This window comes from Streptomyces phaeochromogenes, from assembly GCF_001418655.1.
In the GTDB taxonomy this organism is placed as follows: Bacteria; Actinomycetota; Actinomycetes; order Streptomycetales; family Streptomycetaceae; genus Streptomyces; species Streptomyces phaeochromogenes.
Map to the genome: position 1 here is coordinate 1 of NZ_LIQZ01000092.1, position 15,830 is coordinate 15,830.

The window sequence follows — 15,830 nt, forward strand, 5'->3', positions numbered from 1 at the left end:
CGCCCCGACAACTCCCGCACCCCCGACCGTGAACACCGCCCTCACCCGGCTCACCACCCAGGCTCCCGTCACTCCCTTCCGGACCCGCACGGCCGCGCGTACGCCACCGACGGATCCGATGTCACCGCCCCCGAATCCGACCCCGATCTCGACCTCGACCTCGAACCGGCCCTGTCCGCCGCCGAGTTCTGCCCCCGCACCCGTAGAACGACCTGGTTCCGAGCAAAGATCCCAGCTCAGGACACTCGTTCGAGTGACGCCCGGGAACCCTCCGCTCGGATTCCCGGGCCGCCACCACAGCCGGGCCGCCGCCAGGCCTCACCGCAGCCGGGCCTCACCACAGGCTCGTATCTCCACCGCCGCCCCTACAAAGGCACGATGTCCGGCGCCCCCAGCCGAGCCGCGTCGGCCGTCAGGTCGTCCGGCTGCCGTTGCGACTCCCGCTCCGCCTCCACCCGCTTCTCGTAGTGCTCGACCTCACGCTCGATCTGGTCCTTGTCCCAGCCCAGCACCGGCGCCATGAGCTCCGCGGCCTCCCGCGCGCTGCGCGTACCCCGGTCGAAGGTCTCGATCGAGATGCGGGTCCGCCGTGTCAGCACGTCGTCGAGGTGCCGTGCCCCCTCGTGCGAGGCGGCGTAGACGATCTCGGCGCGCAGATAGTCCTCGGCGGCGGCCAGCGGCTCGCCCAGCGAGGCGTCCGCGGCGATGAGGTCGAGCAGCTCCTCCGCGAGCGATCCGTACCGGTTCAACAGGTGCTCCACGCGCACCACATGGAGCCCGGTCCGCGCGGCGGTGCGCGCCCGCGCGTTCCACAGCGCCCGGTACCCCTCGGCGCCGATCAGCGGGATGTCCTCGGTGACGCACTCCGCGACCCGCTGGTCGAGCCCGTGCACCGCCTCGTCCACCGCGTCCTTGGCCATCACCCGGTACGTCGTGTACTTGCCGCCCGCCACGACAACGAGCCCCGGCACCGGATGCGCCACGGTGTGCTCGCGCGACAGCTTGCTCGTGGCGTCCGACTCGCCGGCGAGCAGCGGCCTCAGCCCCGCGTAGACCCCCTCCACGTCGTCACGCGTCAGTGGCACGGCGAGTACCGAGTTCACGTGCTCCAGCAGGTAGTCGATGTCCGCGCTGGAGGCAGCCGGGTGCGCCTTGTCGAGGTCCCAGCCGGTGTCCGTAGTCCCGATGATCCAGTGCCGGCCCCAGGGGATCACGAACAGCACGGACTTCTCCGTACGCAGGATCAGCCCGGTCGTCGAGGTGATCCGGTCCTTCGGTACGACCAGATGGATGCCCTTGGACGCCCGGACGTGGAACTGTCCCCTCTCGCCCACCATCGCCTGCGTGTCGTCCGTCCACACCCCGGTGGCGTTGACGACCTGCTTGGCGCGGATCTCGTACTCCCCGCCCCCTTCGACGTCCTGCACCTTGGCGCCGACGACACGCTCGCCCTCGCGCAGGAAGCCCGTCACGCGCGCGCGGTTGGCGACCTTCGCTCCGTACGCCGCCGCCGTGCGCACCAGGGTCGCCACATAACGGGCGTCGTCCATCTGCGCGTCGTAGTACTGCAGCGCCCCGACCAGGGCGTCCTTCTTCAGGGCGGGGGCGACCCGCAGCGCGTGACGGCGTGACAGGTGACGGTGCATCGGCAGTCCGCGCCCATGCCCGCGCGCCATCGACATCGCGTCGTAGAGCGCGACACCCGATCCCGCGTACAGCCTCTCCCAGCCCTTGTGCTGCAAGGGATACAGGAACGGAACGGGCTTCACGAGGTGCGGCGCGAGCCGCTCCAGCAACAGCCCGCGCTCCTTCAGCGCCTCCCGGACGAGCGGGAAGTCGAGCATCTCCAGATAGCGCAGGCCGCCGTGGATCAGCTTGCTCGACCGGCTCGACGTGCCCGACGCCCAGTCACGCGCCTCGACCAGGCCGGTGGTCAGACCGCGGGTCACGGCGTCCAGTGCCGTGCCCGCACCGACCACGCCTGCTCCCACGACCAGCACATCCAGTTCGTGCTCGGCCATTCCCGCGAGTGACTCGGCGCGCTCCGCCGGTCCCAGTGTCGCTGTCCGCACAGTTGCCTCCCGCTGTCTGTCGCGCCGGGCTCACCCGTCCGGCGAGGCCCGGCTCACATCCCCCATGCCCAAATTCTCAACCCGTTGCCCGCCTTCGGCCACCACCGGCCGTCCGCCTGTGGATATCTCTCGGTGACTTCCGGAGAAACACAGCCGAGCAATCCCGCAAATCGGTCATATTTACTCCTAGTCTGACATTGCGCTCGCCCGTTCTGTCCACAGGGCTTGCGCCCTTGTCCCCCTTCGGTTACTGGGAAGGACGGCCCACCGCCATGCCCGCAGATCTCGCCGTCATCGGTCTCGGCCAGTTCGGCCTGCCCCTGGCCCAGGCCGCCGTCAGCGCCGGCATCTCCACACTCGGCTACCAGTGCGGCGACCCCGCGCCGCTGGCCGCGGCCGACCAGCGCCGGATGCTCTCGACGGGCTTCCGGCCGGCCACCAACCCGGCCGAACTCGGCCGGGTCCGTACCGCGGTCATCTGCGCGCCGACACCGCGTGGCGCGGACGGCGCGCTCGACCTGGGCCAACTGGCCGACGCCGCCCGCACCCTGGCCGCACACCTGCGCCCGCACACCACGGTGATCCTGGAGTCCCCCGTGTACCCGGGTACGACCGAGGAATTCCTCCGGCCGCTCCTCGAAGAGGGCTCCGGTCTCCGCGCGGGCCGCGACTTCCACCTCGCGTACTCACCCAGCCGCGTCGACCCTGGCAACCGCGACCACACCCCCGCCAACACCCCGAAGGTCATCGGCGGCCTCACCCCCGCCTGCACCGAGTCGGCCGCCGCCTTCTACGGGCGCCTCACCGACAAGGTCGTACGCGCGCGTGGACCACGGGAAGCGGAGACCGTGCAGCTCCTGGAGACCAACTACCGGCACGTCAACATCGCCCTCGTCAACGAGATGGCGGTCCTCTGCCACGACCTGGGCGTCGACCTGTGGGACGTCATCCGCTGCGCCGAGACCAAGCCGTTCGGTTTCCAGGCCTTCCGCCCCGGCCCCGGCGTAGGCGGCCACGCCGTCCCCCGGGACCTCGCGGGCCCGAGGACCCGCTCCCTGCGCATGGTCGAACTGGCCCAGCAGGTCAACAACCACATGCCCCAGTACGTCATCCAGCGCGCGGCCACGCTCCTCAACGAGCACGGCAAGTCCGCCCGCGGCGCCCGCGTGCTCCTCCTCGGCATCACCTACAAGCCCGACCACGCCGACCAACAGGGCTCCCCCGCCAAGGAGATCGCGACCCGCCTGATGGAACTCGGCGCCGCCGTCAGCTACCACGACCCGCTCGTCCCGTCCTGGAGCATCCTCGACCGCCCGGTCCCCCGCGTGGACTCCCTCTACGAGGCGGCAGCCGACGCGGACCTGACGATCCTCCTCCAGCAACACCGCACGTACGACCTTCAGGGGCTGTCGGTGAAGGCGCAGCTGCTGCTGGACACGCGGGGGGCTACGCCTACGGGGGCGGCGCACAGGTTGTGACCGGGGGCGCGCGGGGCGGTCCCGAGCCTCTGGGGCTGGTGGCACAGAGCGCTCCACGCCGGTACCGTACAAAAGTGGAGGCCACCGCAGCGGACACTGCGGCAGGCTCCAGGATGGTTCACGGAGCGTCCCGCCCCTAGTGTGTGGGGGCGGGACGCTCACAAAAGGTGGAGCCCACCGCAGCGGGTACTGCGGCAGGCTCCAAGATGGATCACGGAGTGTCCGCCCCTAGTTGTGATGGGGGCGGCCGCTCACCATCCGAAAATTCGCAAGATCCACCTCCTCCGGCACTTCACCGTCCACAGACGGATCCGGTCCCAGCGGGTGGGCTTGCGATGGCGGCCCATGGGCGCCCCCTTCCACGACGCCACCCAGAGGCCCGGTGGGCAGCACGTCGGAACTCGGGCCGGGCCCCGACGGCCGGGGTCCGGAACCATGTCCTTGGAAGGGGGCACCCCACACAACTGGGGCGCCGAACAGGGACGTTACCGCCCAGATATGGCCTTCAGACGCGCATTTGTCCCGAACGCAACCACGCGCCCCCCATCACAAAACGCGCCCCACCAGGCCCAGTTGGGCACACGAAAGGGCCCGGACCACCCCGGCCCGGGCCCCTCGAAGTGCCGTGCGGCTACCGCTTGTGCTGCGAGTCCGCCACCGTGACCTCGACCCGCTGGAACTCCTTGAGCTCGCTGTAGCCGGTCGTGGCCATGGCCCGCCGCAGGGCGCCGAAGAAGTTCATGGAGCCGTCGGGCGTGTGCGAGGGTCCGGCGAGGACCTCCTCGATGGTGCCGACGGTGCCGAGGTCGACCTTCTTGCCGCGCGGCAGCTCGTCGTTGACGGCCTCCATGCCCCAGTGGTGTCCCCGGCCGGGCGCGTCGGTGGCGCGCGCGAGCGGGGAGCCCATCATCACGGAGTCGGCACCGCAGGCGATCGCCTTGGGGAGGTCGCCGGACCAGCCGACACCGCCGTCCGCGATCACGTGCACGTACCGGCCGCCGGACTCGTCCATGTAGTCCCGGCGGGCCGCGGCCACGTCGGCGACCGCGGTGGCCATCGGGACCTGGATGCCCAGCACGTTGCGCGTGGTGTGCGCGGCGCCGCCGCCGAAGCCGACGAGGACACCGGCCGCGCCCGTACGCATCAGGTGCAGGGCCGCCGTGTACGTGGCGCAGCCGCCGACGATGACCGGGACGTCCAGCTCGTAGATGAACTGCTTCAGGTTCAGCGGCTCGGAGGCACCGGACACGTGCTCGGCCGACACCGTCGTACCGCGGATGACGAAGATGTCGACGCCCGCGTCCACCACGGCCTTGGAGAACTGGGCCGTGCGCTGCGGGGAGAGCGCGGCCGCGGTGACCACGCCCGAGTCGCGCACCTCCTTGATGCGCTGCCCGATCAGCTCCTCCTTGATGGGAGCCGCGTAGATCTCCTGGAGGCGGCGGGTCGCGGTGTCCGCGTCCAGCTCCGCGATCTCGTCGAGGAGCGGCTGCGGGTCCTCGTACCTCGTCCAGAGCCCTTCGAGGTTCAGGACGCCCAGTCCGCCCAGCTCGCCGATACGGATGGCGGTGGCCGGCGAGACGACCGAGTCCATGGGGGCGGCCAGGAACGGCAGCTCGAAGCGGTAGGCGTCGATCTGCCAGGCGATCGAGACCTCCTTCGGGTCTCGCGTACGGCGGCTCGGGACGACGGCGATGTCGTCGAAGGCATACGCCCGGCGGCCGCGCTTGCCGCGCCCGATCTCGATCTCAGTCACGTGTGTGGCCTTTCCCTCTTCGCTTCTGCGCCTCCCAGTATCCCCGACACCCACGACGAGGGCGGTCCCGGATGCTCCGGGACCGCCCTCGTCTCAGGTGTCGGCTGGGTGGCGACTACTGGTTGCGGCTGTAGTTCGGTGCCTCGACCGTCATCTGGATGTCGTGCGGGTGGCTCTCCTTGAGACCCGCCGACGTGATCCGTACGAAGCGGCCCTTGGTCTCCATCTCGTCGATGGAGGCGGCGCCGACATAACCCATGGTCTGGCGCAGACCGCCGACGAGCTGGTGCAGCACGTTGGCCAGCGGGCCGCGGTAGGGCACCTGGCCCTCGATGCCCTCGGGCACGAGCTTGTCGTCGGAGGCGACCTCGGCCTGGAAGTAGCGGTCCTTCGAGTACGACCTGCCCTGGCCGCGGGACTGCATGGCGCCGAGCGAGCCCATGCCACGGTACGACTTGAACTGCTTGCCGTTGATGAAGAGCAGTTCGCCGGGCGACTCCTCACAGCCGGCGAGGAGGCTGCCGAGCATCACCGTGTCGGCGCCGGCGGCCAGCGCCTTACCGATGTCTCCGGAGTACTGCAGTCCGCCGTCGCCGATCACCGGGACGCCCGCGGCGCGGGCCGCGAGGGCGGCTTCGTAGATGGCGGTGACCTGCGGGACGCCGATGCCGGCGACCACGCGGGTGGTACAGATCGAGCCGGGGCCCACGCCCACCTTGACGCCGTCGACACCGGCGTCCACGAGCGCCTGGGCGCCGTCACGGGTGGCGACGTTTCCGCCGATCACGTCGACACCGACGCTCGACTTGATCTTCGCCATCCAGTTGAGGGCGTTGCTGTTGTGCCCGTGGGAGGTGTCGACGATCAGGAAGTCGGCGCCGGCCTCGGCGAGCGCCTGCGCCCGGTCGAGTGCCTCGGGGCTCGCGCCGACCGCGGCACCCACGAGGAGACGGCCCTCGCCGTCCTTCGCCGCGCTCGGGTACTTCTCGGCCTTCACGAAGTCCTTGACCGTGATGAGGCCCTTGAGGATGCCCGCGTCGTCGACCAGCGGAAGCTTCTCGATCTTGTGGCGGCGGAGCAGCTGCATGGCGTCGTTGCCCGAGATGCCGACCTTGCCGGTGACCAGGGGCATCGGGGTCATGACCTCGCGCACCTGACGGGAGCGGTCGGTCTCGAAGGCCATGTCACGGTTGGTGACGATGCCGAGCAGCTTCTTGTTGCCGTCGGTGACCGGCACGCCGCTGATCCGGAACTTGGCGCACAGCGCGTCGGCCTCGGCGAGCGTCGCGTCCGGGTGCACCGTGATCGGGTCGGTCACCATGCCGGACTCGGAGCGCTTCACGAGATCGACCTGGTTGACCTGGTCCTCGATGGACAGGTTCCGGTGCAGTACGCCGACACCGCCCTGCCGGGCCATGGCGATCGCCATGCGCGACTCGGTCACCTTGTCCATCGCCGCGGACAGCAGCGGGATGTTCACGCGCACGTTGCGGGAGATCCGGGACGAGGTGTCGACCGCGTTGGGCAGCACCTCGGATGCGCCCGGCAGCAGCAGCACGTCGTCGTAGGTCAGCCCGAGTGTCGCGAATTTCTCGGGCACTCCGTCGACGTTTGCAGTCATGACACCTTCCCCAAATGGCCTTGATCGGTGCGGATGTCCATGCTAACGGGAAGCATGGCTCTCTCATTCCACGGTTACGGGTGCCCCTGGGCTTCGTAGCTTCGTACGTGGAGGACGACCGCCGCGTTCATCCGGCGCCCGCCCGCCGGGGGCACGGGCCTTGGGCGGGCCGTGCCCTGCGTCGCCGGCCCGCGCCTCGCCCGGGACGGCGGAAAAAATTTGCCGTACTCATGAGAAAGCCCACCCTGCGGGGAGGCTCGTGCGACGATCACCGACCCCGGCGCACCGGCGGTCCGACCGCACACAGGCCTGGCGCGCCGGTCGCGCGACCGCAGCCATCGGCCTGGCTCACCAGCCGTCCGGCCGCACCTGAGCCGGCCCACCAGTCGTCCGACCGTCACGTCGGCCCGGCGCCCCGCCCCGGGGCCACACTCAGAAGCCCCGCAAAGGCCCGCGAAGTCCGCCCGCCTACTGCTCCGCCAGTGCCCGCAAACGGCTCAGCGCCCTGTGCTGGGCAACCCGGACCGCGCCCGGTGACATCCCCAGCATCTGGCCCGTCTCCTCGGCCGTGAGACCCACCGCGATCCTCAGCAGGAGGAGCTCCCGCTGGTTCTCGGGGAGGTTGGCCATGAGCTTCTTGGCCCACTCGGCGTCGCTGCTGAGGAGGGCACGCTCCTCGGGGCCGAGCGAGTCGTCCGGCCGCTCGGGCATCTCGTCCGACGGCACTGCCGTCGAGCCGGGATGGCGCATCGCGGCGCGCTGCAGGTCGGCGACCTTGTGCGCGGCGATGGCGAAGACGAAGGCCTCGAAGGGGCGCCCGGTGTCCTTGTACCGCGGCAGTGCGAGGAGCACCGCGACACAGACCTCCTGCGCCAGGTCCTCCACGAAGTGCCGCGCGTCACCCGGCAGTCGGGACAGACGTGTGCGGCAGTAGCGGATCGCGAGGGGGTGGACATGGGCGAGCAGGTCGTGCGTGGCCTGCTCGTCTCCGTCGACCGCGCGATGGACGAGCGCACCGATTGCCCCTTGGGCAGTGGCCGCCTCGTCGTCACGCATCGGTCCATGGTGCCTTGGCGTCGTCCTGTCCGTGGCACCGCGTCCGTAGTTGTGCACCGAAGCGTTATGAGCAGGTGCGCCGGAACTCATCTCCTGCGCCCTCCCCTCCCGCTCGACCGACTCGTTCCCGAGGAACTCCACACCTCAAGGATGCGGCATCCGCCGGGAAACGGGGATCGGGCGCCCGAACGGCCGATTTCGATCCCCCGTCGGGTCCGGCCCCACCCGCCGTGCGGCGGGCGGGGACACCCGTACCCCCGCGGCGGTTCACCTAGCGGACCAGGCCCCATCGGAACCCGAGCGCCACCGCGTGCGCGCGGTCCGAGGCGCCGAGTTTCTTGAAGAGCCGCCGGGCGTGGGTCTTGACGGTGTCCTCGGAGAGGAACAGCTCACGGCCGATCTCCGCGTTCGACCGGCCGTGGCTCATGCCCTCCAGGACCTGGATCTCACGCGCGGTGAGCGTCGGCGCGGCACCCATCTCGGCCGACCGCAGTCTGCGCGGCGCGAGCCGCCAGGTCGGGTCGGCGAGAGCCTGGGTGACGGTCGCACGCAGCTCCGCGCGGGAGGCGTCCTTGTGGAGATAGCCACGGGCACCGGCGGCGACCGCGAGTGCGACACCGTCCAGGTCCTCGGCGACGGTGAGCATGATGATGCGCGCACCGGGGTCGGCGGACAGCAGCCGCCGGACCGTCTCCACGCCGCCCAGACCGGGCATGCGTACGTCCATCAGAATCAGGTCCGAACGGTCGGCACCCCAGCGGCGGAGGACTTCCTCGCCGTTGGCCGCCGTGGTCACGCGCTCTACGCCGGGCACGGTCGCCACCGCACGGCGGAGCGCCTCTCGGGCAAGCGGGGAGTCGTCGCAGACGAGGACGGATGTCATGGCCGTCCTCCGCAGCTGATGCGCGTCACCTTGAGCCTCCAGGCTGGTACGAATCGTCACCTGTGCGGTTGACGCTCTCGGACGCTTGCCCGAGCGCTTGTTCTTTCAACCGCCTCCGCACTACCAACGACGGTCACCCGAAAGAGTTACGGGGCGGTGAGCCACGTTCGGCACTCTACGTGAGGGCGCGGACACGGTGGAGACACCCACGGCGGACCCTCAAGGTTTCATCACAACCTATGCCCCATTTAGCCGCTTTTCTTCCCATTTACTGGTGTCTGAGGCTAGATTCGCAATGAGTCATATTTTCATCTCCTTAGATCGTAGATGTACGGTCATGGGCACGTAACCGCCCAGAACGGCTACAAGGGGACAAAGCAATGGCAGATTTCTCCCGCCTTCCCGGACCGAACGCGGATCTGTGGGACTGGCAGCTCCTCGCGGCTTGCCGCGGGGTCGACAGCTCGCTCTTCTTCCACCCGGAGGGCGAGCGCGGTGCGGCACGGAGCGCTCGTGAGAACTCGGCCAAAGAGGTCTGCATGAGGTGCCCGGTACGCGCGGAGTGCGCGGCGCACGCACTGGCGGTGCGCGAGCCGTACGGCGTGTGGGGCGGCCTCACCGAGGACGAGCGCGAGGAACTCATGGGTCGGGCGCGCAACCGCCTGGTCTCGGCGTCGGCACCGACGTCCGGCGGAGGCACTCCGTCACATCACTGAAGGAACGTTTCTTCGAACGGGCACGCGCGCGTGCCCCTACTTTCCGACAGGCCGGCCCTCTGGAAGCCGGCCCACCAACAGGTCAGCCACTTCTCCGGCGGGTCAGCGCGCCGCGGCCCGGGCCAGCTGATCCAGTGTGGCCGCCACCGCGGGCACCTGGGCGAGGTCCGGCAGGGTGAGCGCGACGATCTCCCGCCGCAGGGCGGGCTCGACCATCACCGTGCGCGCACCCTTGGGGCGTACGGACTCGATGGCGAGCTCCGGCAGGACCGCGACCCCGAGGCCCGCTCCGACCAGGCCGACCACGGCCGGGTAGTCGTCGGTCGCGAAGTCGATACGGGGTGTGAAGCCCGCGCGCTCGCAGACCTCGACGAGCTGGCCGCGGCAGCGGGGGCAGCCGGCGATCCACGGCTCGTCGGCGAGTTCGCCGATGGCGACCGTCCGCGCGCGGGCCAGCCGGTGCCCTTCGGGGACCAGGCCGACAAGCCGGTCCCTGAGCAGGGGCCGTACCACCAGGTCGTCCCACTCCTCGGCGCCCGCCGCGCCCTCGTACCGGAACGCGAGCGTGACGTCGCAGTCGCCCTCGCGCAGCATCTCGACCGAGCGCGGCGGCTCGGCCTCCTCCAGGGAGACGCGGGTGCCGGGGTGCGCGGCGCGCAGGGCGGCGAGCGCGGCCGGTACGAGCGTGGAGCTGCCGCTGGGGAAGGAGACGAGCCGGACCCGGCCGGCCCGCAGTCCTGCGATCGCGGCGACCTCCTCCTCGGCGGCCGTCAGCCCGGCGATGATGCCCGCCGCATGCCGTACGAGAGCCTCGCCGGCCTGGGTCAGACGCATCTCGCGGCCCGTGCGGATCAGCAGGGGCGTGCCGACGGAAGCCTCCAATGCCTTCATCTGCTGGCTGACGGCGGGCTGGGTGCAGCCCAGTTCGCGCCCCGCCGCCGAGAAGGAACCGGTGGCGGCGACGGCGCGCAGCACACGGAGATGACGGGCCTCGATCACCCTCCGAGCATAAGCGAATCTTGGATAGGGCGACGAATATTGCGTCGAGGCTTTGGCTCGTACCGTCTAGCGTGCAGTCATGAAGCTTCTGTCTCTGAACCTTGGCCGCCCCAAGGCCGTCGACTACACGGACCAGGCGGACGGCGTGACCGGGATCGACAAGCGGCCGGTGGACGGGCCGGTGCGGGTGTCCGCGCCCGGGCCCAAGGGGGTCGGCGCGAGCGGGCTCGCCGGGGACGCGGTGTGCGAGCTGCGGCACCACGGCGGCGACCACCAGGCGGTGTACGCCGTCGCGCGCGAGGACCTCGACGACTGGGAGCGCGAGCTGGGGCGGCCCCTGGCCAGCGGAATGTTCGGGGAGAACCTCACGACGGAGGGCGTCGACGTGTCCGGCGCGCGGATCGGGGAGCGCTGGCGCGTCGGCTCCGAGGTCGTCCTGGAGGTCACCTCCGGGCGGATTCCCTGTCTCACCTTCCAGGGCCATCTGGGCGAGAAGGGGTGGGTCAAGCGGTTCACCGCGAAGGGGGCACCGGGTGCGTATCTGCGGGTGATCGAGCCGGGTGAGCTGCGGGCGGGCGACCCGATCGAGATCGTCCACCGGCCCGACCACGAGGTGACCGTAGCCCTCCAGTTCCGCGCCGTCACGACCGAACGGGGCCTGCTGCCGAAGGTGTTGGAGGCGGGGGACGCGCTCCACCCGGAGGCACTGAAGAAGGCGCGGGAGTACGTGGAGAAGTACGGCCAGGACGCGAAGTGAGCCGAGACCGCCGTCCCGTCGGGCGAGTTGGAGGAGCCCGGCAGCGGCGGGCGGTCGACCCGGACACTCCGCGCAAATCCCACCGACGTCCGCCGCATCGCGAAGGCCGGGAGACGACTGGGCAGTTCGTCGTTGTGGAGGTTGTGGGGAAGGGACAGCCGACGGGTGCACTTTCGGGTCATTCGGCGCACGGACAGCATGAGACAGGTCACTAATCTTGGGCCATGACAACGGCTCTGATTACGGGATCGACCGCGGGCATCGGTGCCGCCTTCGCGCGGCGGCTCGCCTCCGACGGGCACAACCTCGTGCTGGTGGCGCGTGACAAGAAGCGGCTCGGCGAGCAGGCGACGGAACTGCACGACCGGCACGGCATCGAGGCGGAGGTGCTGACGGCGGATCTGGCGACGGACGAGGGCATCGAGGCGGTGGCCGCCCGCCTCTCGGACCGCAAGAACGCGGTCGACCTGCTGATCAACAACGCGGGCTTCGGCAACAAGGGCCTCTATCTCGACGTACCGATGGCGGACGAGCTGAAGATGCTCAAGGTGCACTGCGAGGCGGTGCTCCGGCTGACCTCGGCGGCGGCCGAGTCCATGCGGGCGCGCGGGCGCGGCGGTGTCGTCAACGTGGCGTCCACGGCCGCGTTCGTGCCGCGCGGTACGTACGGGGCGTCGAAGGCGTGGGTCGTGCAGTTCACGCAGGGCGTGGCGAAGGACCTGTCCGGCAGCGGTGTCCGGCTGATGGCGCTGTGCCCCGGGTTCGTGCGGACCGAGTTCCACGAGCGGGCCGGGATGGGCACGGACAACATCCCGAACTGGATGTGGCTGGACGCCGACAAGGTGGTCGCTGCCGCGCTGGCCGACCTGGCGCGGGGCAAGTCGCTGTCCATTCCGGATCCGCGCTACAAGGCCCTGATGGGTGTCGCGAAGGTGACACCGCGGGCGCTGCTCAGCGGGATCAGTTCGAAGACAGGGCGGAAGTACGGGCCGAAGTGAGCCCGGTGGTGCGCGGTGACACGGACGGGCACTTAGGCAACAACGGCACGGATCGCGTAGACCGCGTACGCGGCGTAGGCAGCGCGGGCACGGACACAGACACGGACACAGACACAGGTGGGATCCCCTTCGGCTGAAAAACGGCCGGAGGGGATTTTCACTAAAATGGGCGTATTCAACCGGACTCGAAGTGCCGGGAGGCAGCGCCATGACTTTCGTACAGCTGATCGACTGCAAGACCAGCCGGATCGACGAGATGAACCGGCTCATGGACACCTGGGTCGAGCAGACCAAGGGCAAGCGGACCGCGACGCACAACGTGATCGGGAAGGACCGGCACGACGCGTCGCACTTCGTCGAGATCGTGGAGTTTCCGTCGTTCGAGGAGGCCATGCGGAACTCGAACCTTCCGGAGACCGACCGGATCTTCCGGGAGATGGTGGCGATCTGTGACGAGATGCCGACCTTCACGGATCTCGACGTGGTGCGGGACGAGTGGCTCTACAAGGCCAGCGTCCGCAATCTCTTCGGGCTGCTCGCGGGTACGGGCAAGCTGCCGATGTGGGACGAGATCGTCGCGGAGAACTACCACGACCATGATCCGGCCAACGAGCAGGACGTGATCGGGATGGACGCCATGCGCCGCGAGGTGGAGATGTGGCGGGCCGGGTTCGACTTCGCGTTCACCATCGAGGACCAGATCTCCGACGGCGACCGGGTCTGTACGCGCTGGACCTGGAACGGCACCCACAAGGGTGACTTCATGGGGATACCGGGCAGCGGCAAACAGGTCACCATGACCGGCATGACCATTCACCGGTGCCGCGACGACGGCAAGATCGTCGAGGGGTGGTGGCAGTACGACCGGCTGGGGCTGATGGACCAGCTCGGGGTACTGGACCAGCTGGAGGTCTGACCGCGCCGGACCGCACCGGTGACAGCACGAATGCCCGGCAGCGCGAAGGCCCGGTCCCCCGCGACGGGGTACCGGGCCTTCGCCGGGCGCCTACAGGGGCGTACGCCCCGTTCGGCTGCCCTGAAGCGGCTGACTAGTGGGAGTGGCCGTGACCGCCGTGGCCGGCGTCGGACTCCTCCTCGGCCGGCTTCTCGACGACCAGGGTCTCGGTCGTGAGGAGCAGGGAGGCGATGGAGGCGGCGTTCTCCAGGGCGGAGCGGGTGACCTTGACCGGGTCGATGACGCCCTGCTTGACCAGGTCGCCGTACTCGCCGGTCGCGGCGTTGAAGCCCTGGCCCTTGTCGAGCTCGGCGACCTTGGAGGTGATGACGTAACCCTCCAGGCCGGCGTTCTCGGCGATCCAGCGCAGCGGCTCGACGGCGGCCTTGCGGACGACCGCGACACCCGTGGCCTCGTCGCCGGTCTTGCCGAGGTTGCCCTCCAGGACCTTCACGGCGTGGACGAGCGCGGAGCCACCACCGGAGACGATGCCCTCCTCGACCGCGGCGCGGGTCGCGGAGATGGCGTCCTCAAGGCGGTGCTTCTTCTCCTTGAGCTCCACCTCGGTGGCGGCGCCGACCTTGATCACGCACACGCCGCCGGCCAGCTTCGCGAGGCGCTCCTGGAGCTTCTCGCGGTCCCAGTCGGAGTCGGTGTTCTCGATCTCGGCCTTGATCTGGTTGACACGGCCGGCCACGGCGCCGGTGTCGCCACCGCCGTCGACGATGACCGTGTCGTCCTTCGAGATGGTGACGCGGCGGGCGGTGCCCAGCACGTCGAGGCCGACCTGGTCGAGCTTGAGGCCGACCTCCTCGGCGATGACCTCGGCGCCGGTGAGCGCGGCCATGTCGCCGAGCATCGCCTTGCGGCGGTCACCGAAGCCGGGGGCCTTCACGGCGACGGCGTTGAACGTGCCGCGGATCTTGTTCACGACCAGGGTCGACAGGGCCTCGCCCTCGACGTCCTCGGCGATGATCAGCAGCGGCTTGGAGGAGTTGGTCTGGATGACCTTCTCCAGCAGCGGCAGCATGTCCTGGATGGAGGAGATCTTGCCCTGGTGGATCAGGATGTACGGGTCGTCCAGGACGGCTTCCATGCGCTCCTGGTCCGTCACGAAGTACGGCGACAGGTAGCCCTTGTCGAAGGCCATGCCCTCGGTGAAGTCCAGCTCCAGACCGAAGGTGTTGGACTCCTCGACGGTGATGACACCGTCCTTGCCGACCTTGTCCATCGCCTCGGCGATGAGCTCGCCGACCTGGCTGTCCTGGGCGGACAGACCGGCGACGGCGGCGATGTCGGACTTCTCGTCGATCGGGCGCGCGGTCGCGAGGAGCTCCTCGGAGACCGCGGCGACGGCCGCGTCGATGCCCTTCTTCAGGAGGGCGGGGGACGCGCCGGCGGCGACGTTCTTCAGGCCCTCGCGGACGAGCGCCTGGGCCAGCACGGTGGCGGTGGTCGTACCGTCACCCGCGATGTCGTTGGTCTTGGTCGCCACCTCCTTCACCAGCTGGGCGCCGAGGTTCTCGTACGGGTCGTCGAGCTCGACCTCGCGGGCGATGGTGACACCGTCGTTGGTGATGGTGGGTGCGCCGAACTTCTTGTCGATGACGACGTTGCGGCCCTTGGGGCCGATCGTCACCTTGACCGTGTCGGCAAGCTTGTTGACGCCGCGCTCGAGGGCGCGACGGGCGTCCTCGTCGAACTTCAGGATCTTCGCCATGGGAGCGGTTCAGCCCTCTCGGAAAACGTGGGTGAAACGAACTGCGCCCCCGACGCCCGGCTTCATAAGGTCGCGGGGGCCAGGGGCGCAGTTCACTGCAATGCTGGTAATGCCGGGAATGCTGGTGGTGCCGGGTGAATTACTTCTCGACGATCGCGAGCACGTCGCGAGCCGAGAGGACGAGGTACTCCTCGCCGTTGTACTTCACCTCGGTGCCGCCGTACTTGCTGTACAGCACGACATCGCCGGTCTTGACGTCGAGCGGAAGACGCTCGCCGTTCTCGAAGCGGCCCGGGCCAACGGCCAGGACGACGCCCTCCTGGGGCTTCTCCTTGGCGGTGTCCGGGATGACCAGGCCAGAGGCCGTGGTCTGCTCGGCGTCGAGCGGCTGGACCACAATGCGGTCCTCAAGCGGCTTGATGGCAACCTTGGAGCTGGTGGTCGTCACGATCCGACCTCCCCCTTCGGAGATCTCACGGGGTTAACTGTCTGAGGTGGCGACCAGGTGGATCCGTCGTCGCGGGTGCCGGACCTGCCCGTCGCTATTGGCACTCTCCTGCGGTGAGTGCCAGACCTGAGACTATGACTGCGATTAGCACTCGGTCAAGCGGAGTGCCAGTTGCCTCCGGCGGTCAGGGGGTGTTCGGCGCCCGGAACCGGGGTGAACGCCCCTGGGGGCTGCCGCCCCCAGACCCCCGCAATCGGCCTGAACGGCCTCGTCCTCAAACGCCGGACGGGCTGAGATGCGCCTGGACTGGGCCATAGAAGTTCAGCCCAGCCCTCGAAGTCTTCAGCCCCGGCCGCGAAATCTTCAGCCCC

Annotated in this window: 13 protein-coding genes; 5 read left to right on the plus strand and 8 right to left on the minus strand. The window is 69.6% G+C overall.

Features of this window, described 5'->3' with window-relative positions; genetic code table 11:
- Window positions 1-365 precede the first annotated feature (365 nt).
- Window positions 366-2,072, minus strand: coding sequence for a glycerol-3-phosphate dehydrogenase/oxidase (locus tag AOK17_RS13525; protein ID WP_079053001.1), 1,707 nt, complete (start codon window positions 2,070-2,072; stop codon window positions 366-368).
- A gap of 272 nt (window positions 2,073-2,344) precedes the next feature.
- Here AOK17_RS13525 and AOK17_RS13530 point away from each other — a divergent pair, with 272 nt between their 5' ends.
- Window positions 2,345-3,550, plus strand: coding sequence for a nucleotide sugar dehydrogenase (locus AOK17_RS13530; protein ID WP_055612677.1), 1,206 nt, complete (start codon window positions 2,345-2,347; stop codon window positions 3,548-3,550).
- A gap of 631 nt (window positions 3,551-4,181) precedes the next feature.
- Here AOK17_RS13530 and AOK17_RS13535 read toward each other — a convergent pair.
- The 4 genes from AOK17_RS13535 to AOK17_RS13550 form a co-directional block, all read right to left on the minus strand.
- Entirely contained in the window at window positions 4,182-5,306 is a 1,125-nt protein-coding gene (locus AOK17_RS13535) for a GuaB3 family IMP dehydrogenase-related protein (protein ID WP_055612678.1), read from the minus strand.
- Between the two features lie 115 nt (window positions 5,307-5,421).
- The gene (gene guaB / locus AOK17_RS13540; protein WP_055612679.1) at window positions 5,422-6,927 is read right to left on the minus strand and encodes an IMP dehydrogenase; all 1,506 of its coding nucleotides are present in this window, start codon (window positions 6,925-6,927) and stop codon (window positions 5,422-5,424) included.
- A 468-nt stretch (window positions 6,928-7,395) separates the two neighbouring features.
- Complete coding sequence (locus AOK17_RS13545) at window positions 7,396-7,983, minus strand: sigma-70 family RNA polymerase sigma factor (RefSeq protein WP_055612680.1); 588 nt, start codon at window positions 7,981-7,983, stop codon at window positions 7,396-7,398.
- A gap of 271 nt (window positions 7,984-8,254) precedes the next feature.
- Window positions 8,255-8,866, minus strand: a complete 612-nt coding sequence (locus tag AOK17_RS13550; protein WP_003948568.1) for a response regulator transcription factor — start codon at window positions 8,864-8,866, stop codon at window positions 8,255-8,257.
- Between the two features lie 380 nt (window positions 8,867-9,246).
- On the opposite strand from AOK17_RS13550, the gene AOK17_RS13555 reads away from it, so the two are divergent.
- Window positions 9,247-9,582 carry a WhiB family transcriptional regulator gene (locus AOK17_RS13555; protein WP_055612681.1) on the plus strand — a complete coding sequence of 112 codons (336 nt, stop codon included), beginning with the start codon at window positions 9,247-9,249 and terminating at the stop codon, window positions 9,580-9,582.
- A gap of 102 nt (window positions 9,583-9,684) precedes the next feature.
- Here AOK17_RS13555 and AOK17_RS13560 read toward each other — a convergent pair whose 3' ends face one another.
- Window positions 9,685-10,581 carry a LysR family transcriptional regulator gene (locus AOK17_RS13560; protein WP_055612682.1) on the minus strand — a complete coding sequence of 299 codons (897 nt, stop codon included), beginning with the start codon at window positions 10,579-10,581 and terminating at the stop codon, window positions 9,685-9,687.
- A gap of 79 nt (window positions 10,582-10,660) precedes the next feature.
- Here AOK17_RS13560 and AOK17_RS13565 point away from each other — a divergent pair, with 79 nt between their 5' ends.
- The 3 genes from AOK17_RS13565 (at window position 10,661) to AOK17_RS13575 (ending at window position 13,252) form a co-directional block, all read left to right on the plus strand.
- Complete coding sequence (locus AOK17_RS13565; RefSeq protein WP_055612683.1) at window positions 10,661-11,338, plus strand: MOSC domain-containing protein; 678 nt, start codon at window positions 10,661-10,663, stop codon at window positions 11,336-11,338.
- Window positions 11,339-11,562: 224 nt separating this feature from the next.
- Entirely contained in the window at window positions 11,563-12,336 is a 774-nt protein-coding gene (locus AOK17_RS13570) for an SDR family NAD(P)-dependent oxidoreductase (protein WP_055612684.1), read from the plus strand.
- A gap of 208 nt (window positions 12,337-12,544) precedes the next feature.
- Window positions 12,545-13,252, plus strand: coding sequence for an ester cyclase (locus tag AOK17_RS13575; protein ID WP_055612685.1), 708 nt, complete (start codon window positions 12,545-12,547; stop codon window positions 13,250-13,252).
- Window positions 13,253-13,385: 133 nt separating this feature from the next.
- Here the strand turns inward: AOK17_RS13575 and groL are convergent, their stop codons facing one another.
- The gene (gene groL / locus AOK17_RS13580; protein ID WP_055612686.1) at window positions 13,386-15,011 is read right to left on the minus strand and encodes a chaperonin GroEL; all 1,626 of its coding nucleotides are present in this window, start codon (window positions 15,009-15,011) and stop codon (window positions 13,386-13,388) included.
- Window positions 15,012-15,150: 139 nt separating this feature from the next.
- Window positions 15,151-15,459 (minus strand): co-chaperone GroES, encoded by a 309-nt coding sequence (gene groES, locus AOK17_RS13585; RefSeq protein WP_015035628.1) that lies wholly within the window; start codon window positions 15,457-15,459, stop codon window positions 15,151-15,153.
- Window positions 15,460-15,830 lie beyond the last annotated feature (371 nt).

What these genes read in the sequence shown, in the direction of transcription:
- AOK17_RS13575 (WP_055612685.1), top strand. Translation starts at nt 12,545, where the DNA reads ATGACTTTCGTACAGCTGATCGACTGCAAGACCAGCCGGATCGACGAG.
- AOK17_RS13530 (WP_055612677.1), top strand. Translation starts at nt 2,345, where the DNA reads ATGCCCGCAGATCTCGCCGTCATCGGTCTCGGCCAGTTCGGCCTGCCC.
- groL (WP_055612686.1), bottom strand. Translation starts at nt 15,011, where the DNA reads ATGGCGAAGATCCTGAAGTTCGACGAGGACGCCCGTCGCGCCCTCGAG.
- AOK17_RS13555 (WP_055612681.1), top strand. Translation starts at nt 9,247, where the DNA reads ATGGCAGATTTCTCCCGCCTTCCCGGACCGAACGCGGATCTGTGGGAC.
- AOK17_RS13565 (WP_055612683.1), top strand. Translation starts at nt 10,661, where the DNA reads ATGAAGCTTCTGTCTCTGAACCTTGGCCGCCCCAAGGCCGTCGACTAC.
- AOK17_RS13550 (WP_003948568.1), bottom strand. Translation starts at nt 8,866, where the DNA reads ATGACATCCGTCCTCGTCTGCGACGACTCCCCGCTTGCCCGAGAGGCG.
- AOK17_RS13570 (WP_055612684.1), top strand. Translation starts at nt 11,563, where the DNA reads ATGACAACGGCTCTGATTACGGGATCGACCGCGGGCATCGGTGCCGCC.
- AOK17_RS13545 (WP_055612680.1), bottom strand. Translation starts at nt 7,983, where the DNA reads ATGCGTGACGACGAGGCGGCCACTGCCCAAGGGGCAATCGGTGCGCTC.
- guaB (WP_055612679.1), bottom strand. Translation starts at nt 6,927, where the DNA reads ATGACTGCAAACGTCGACGGAGTGCCCGAGAAATTCGCGACACTCGGG.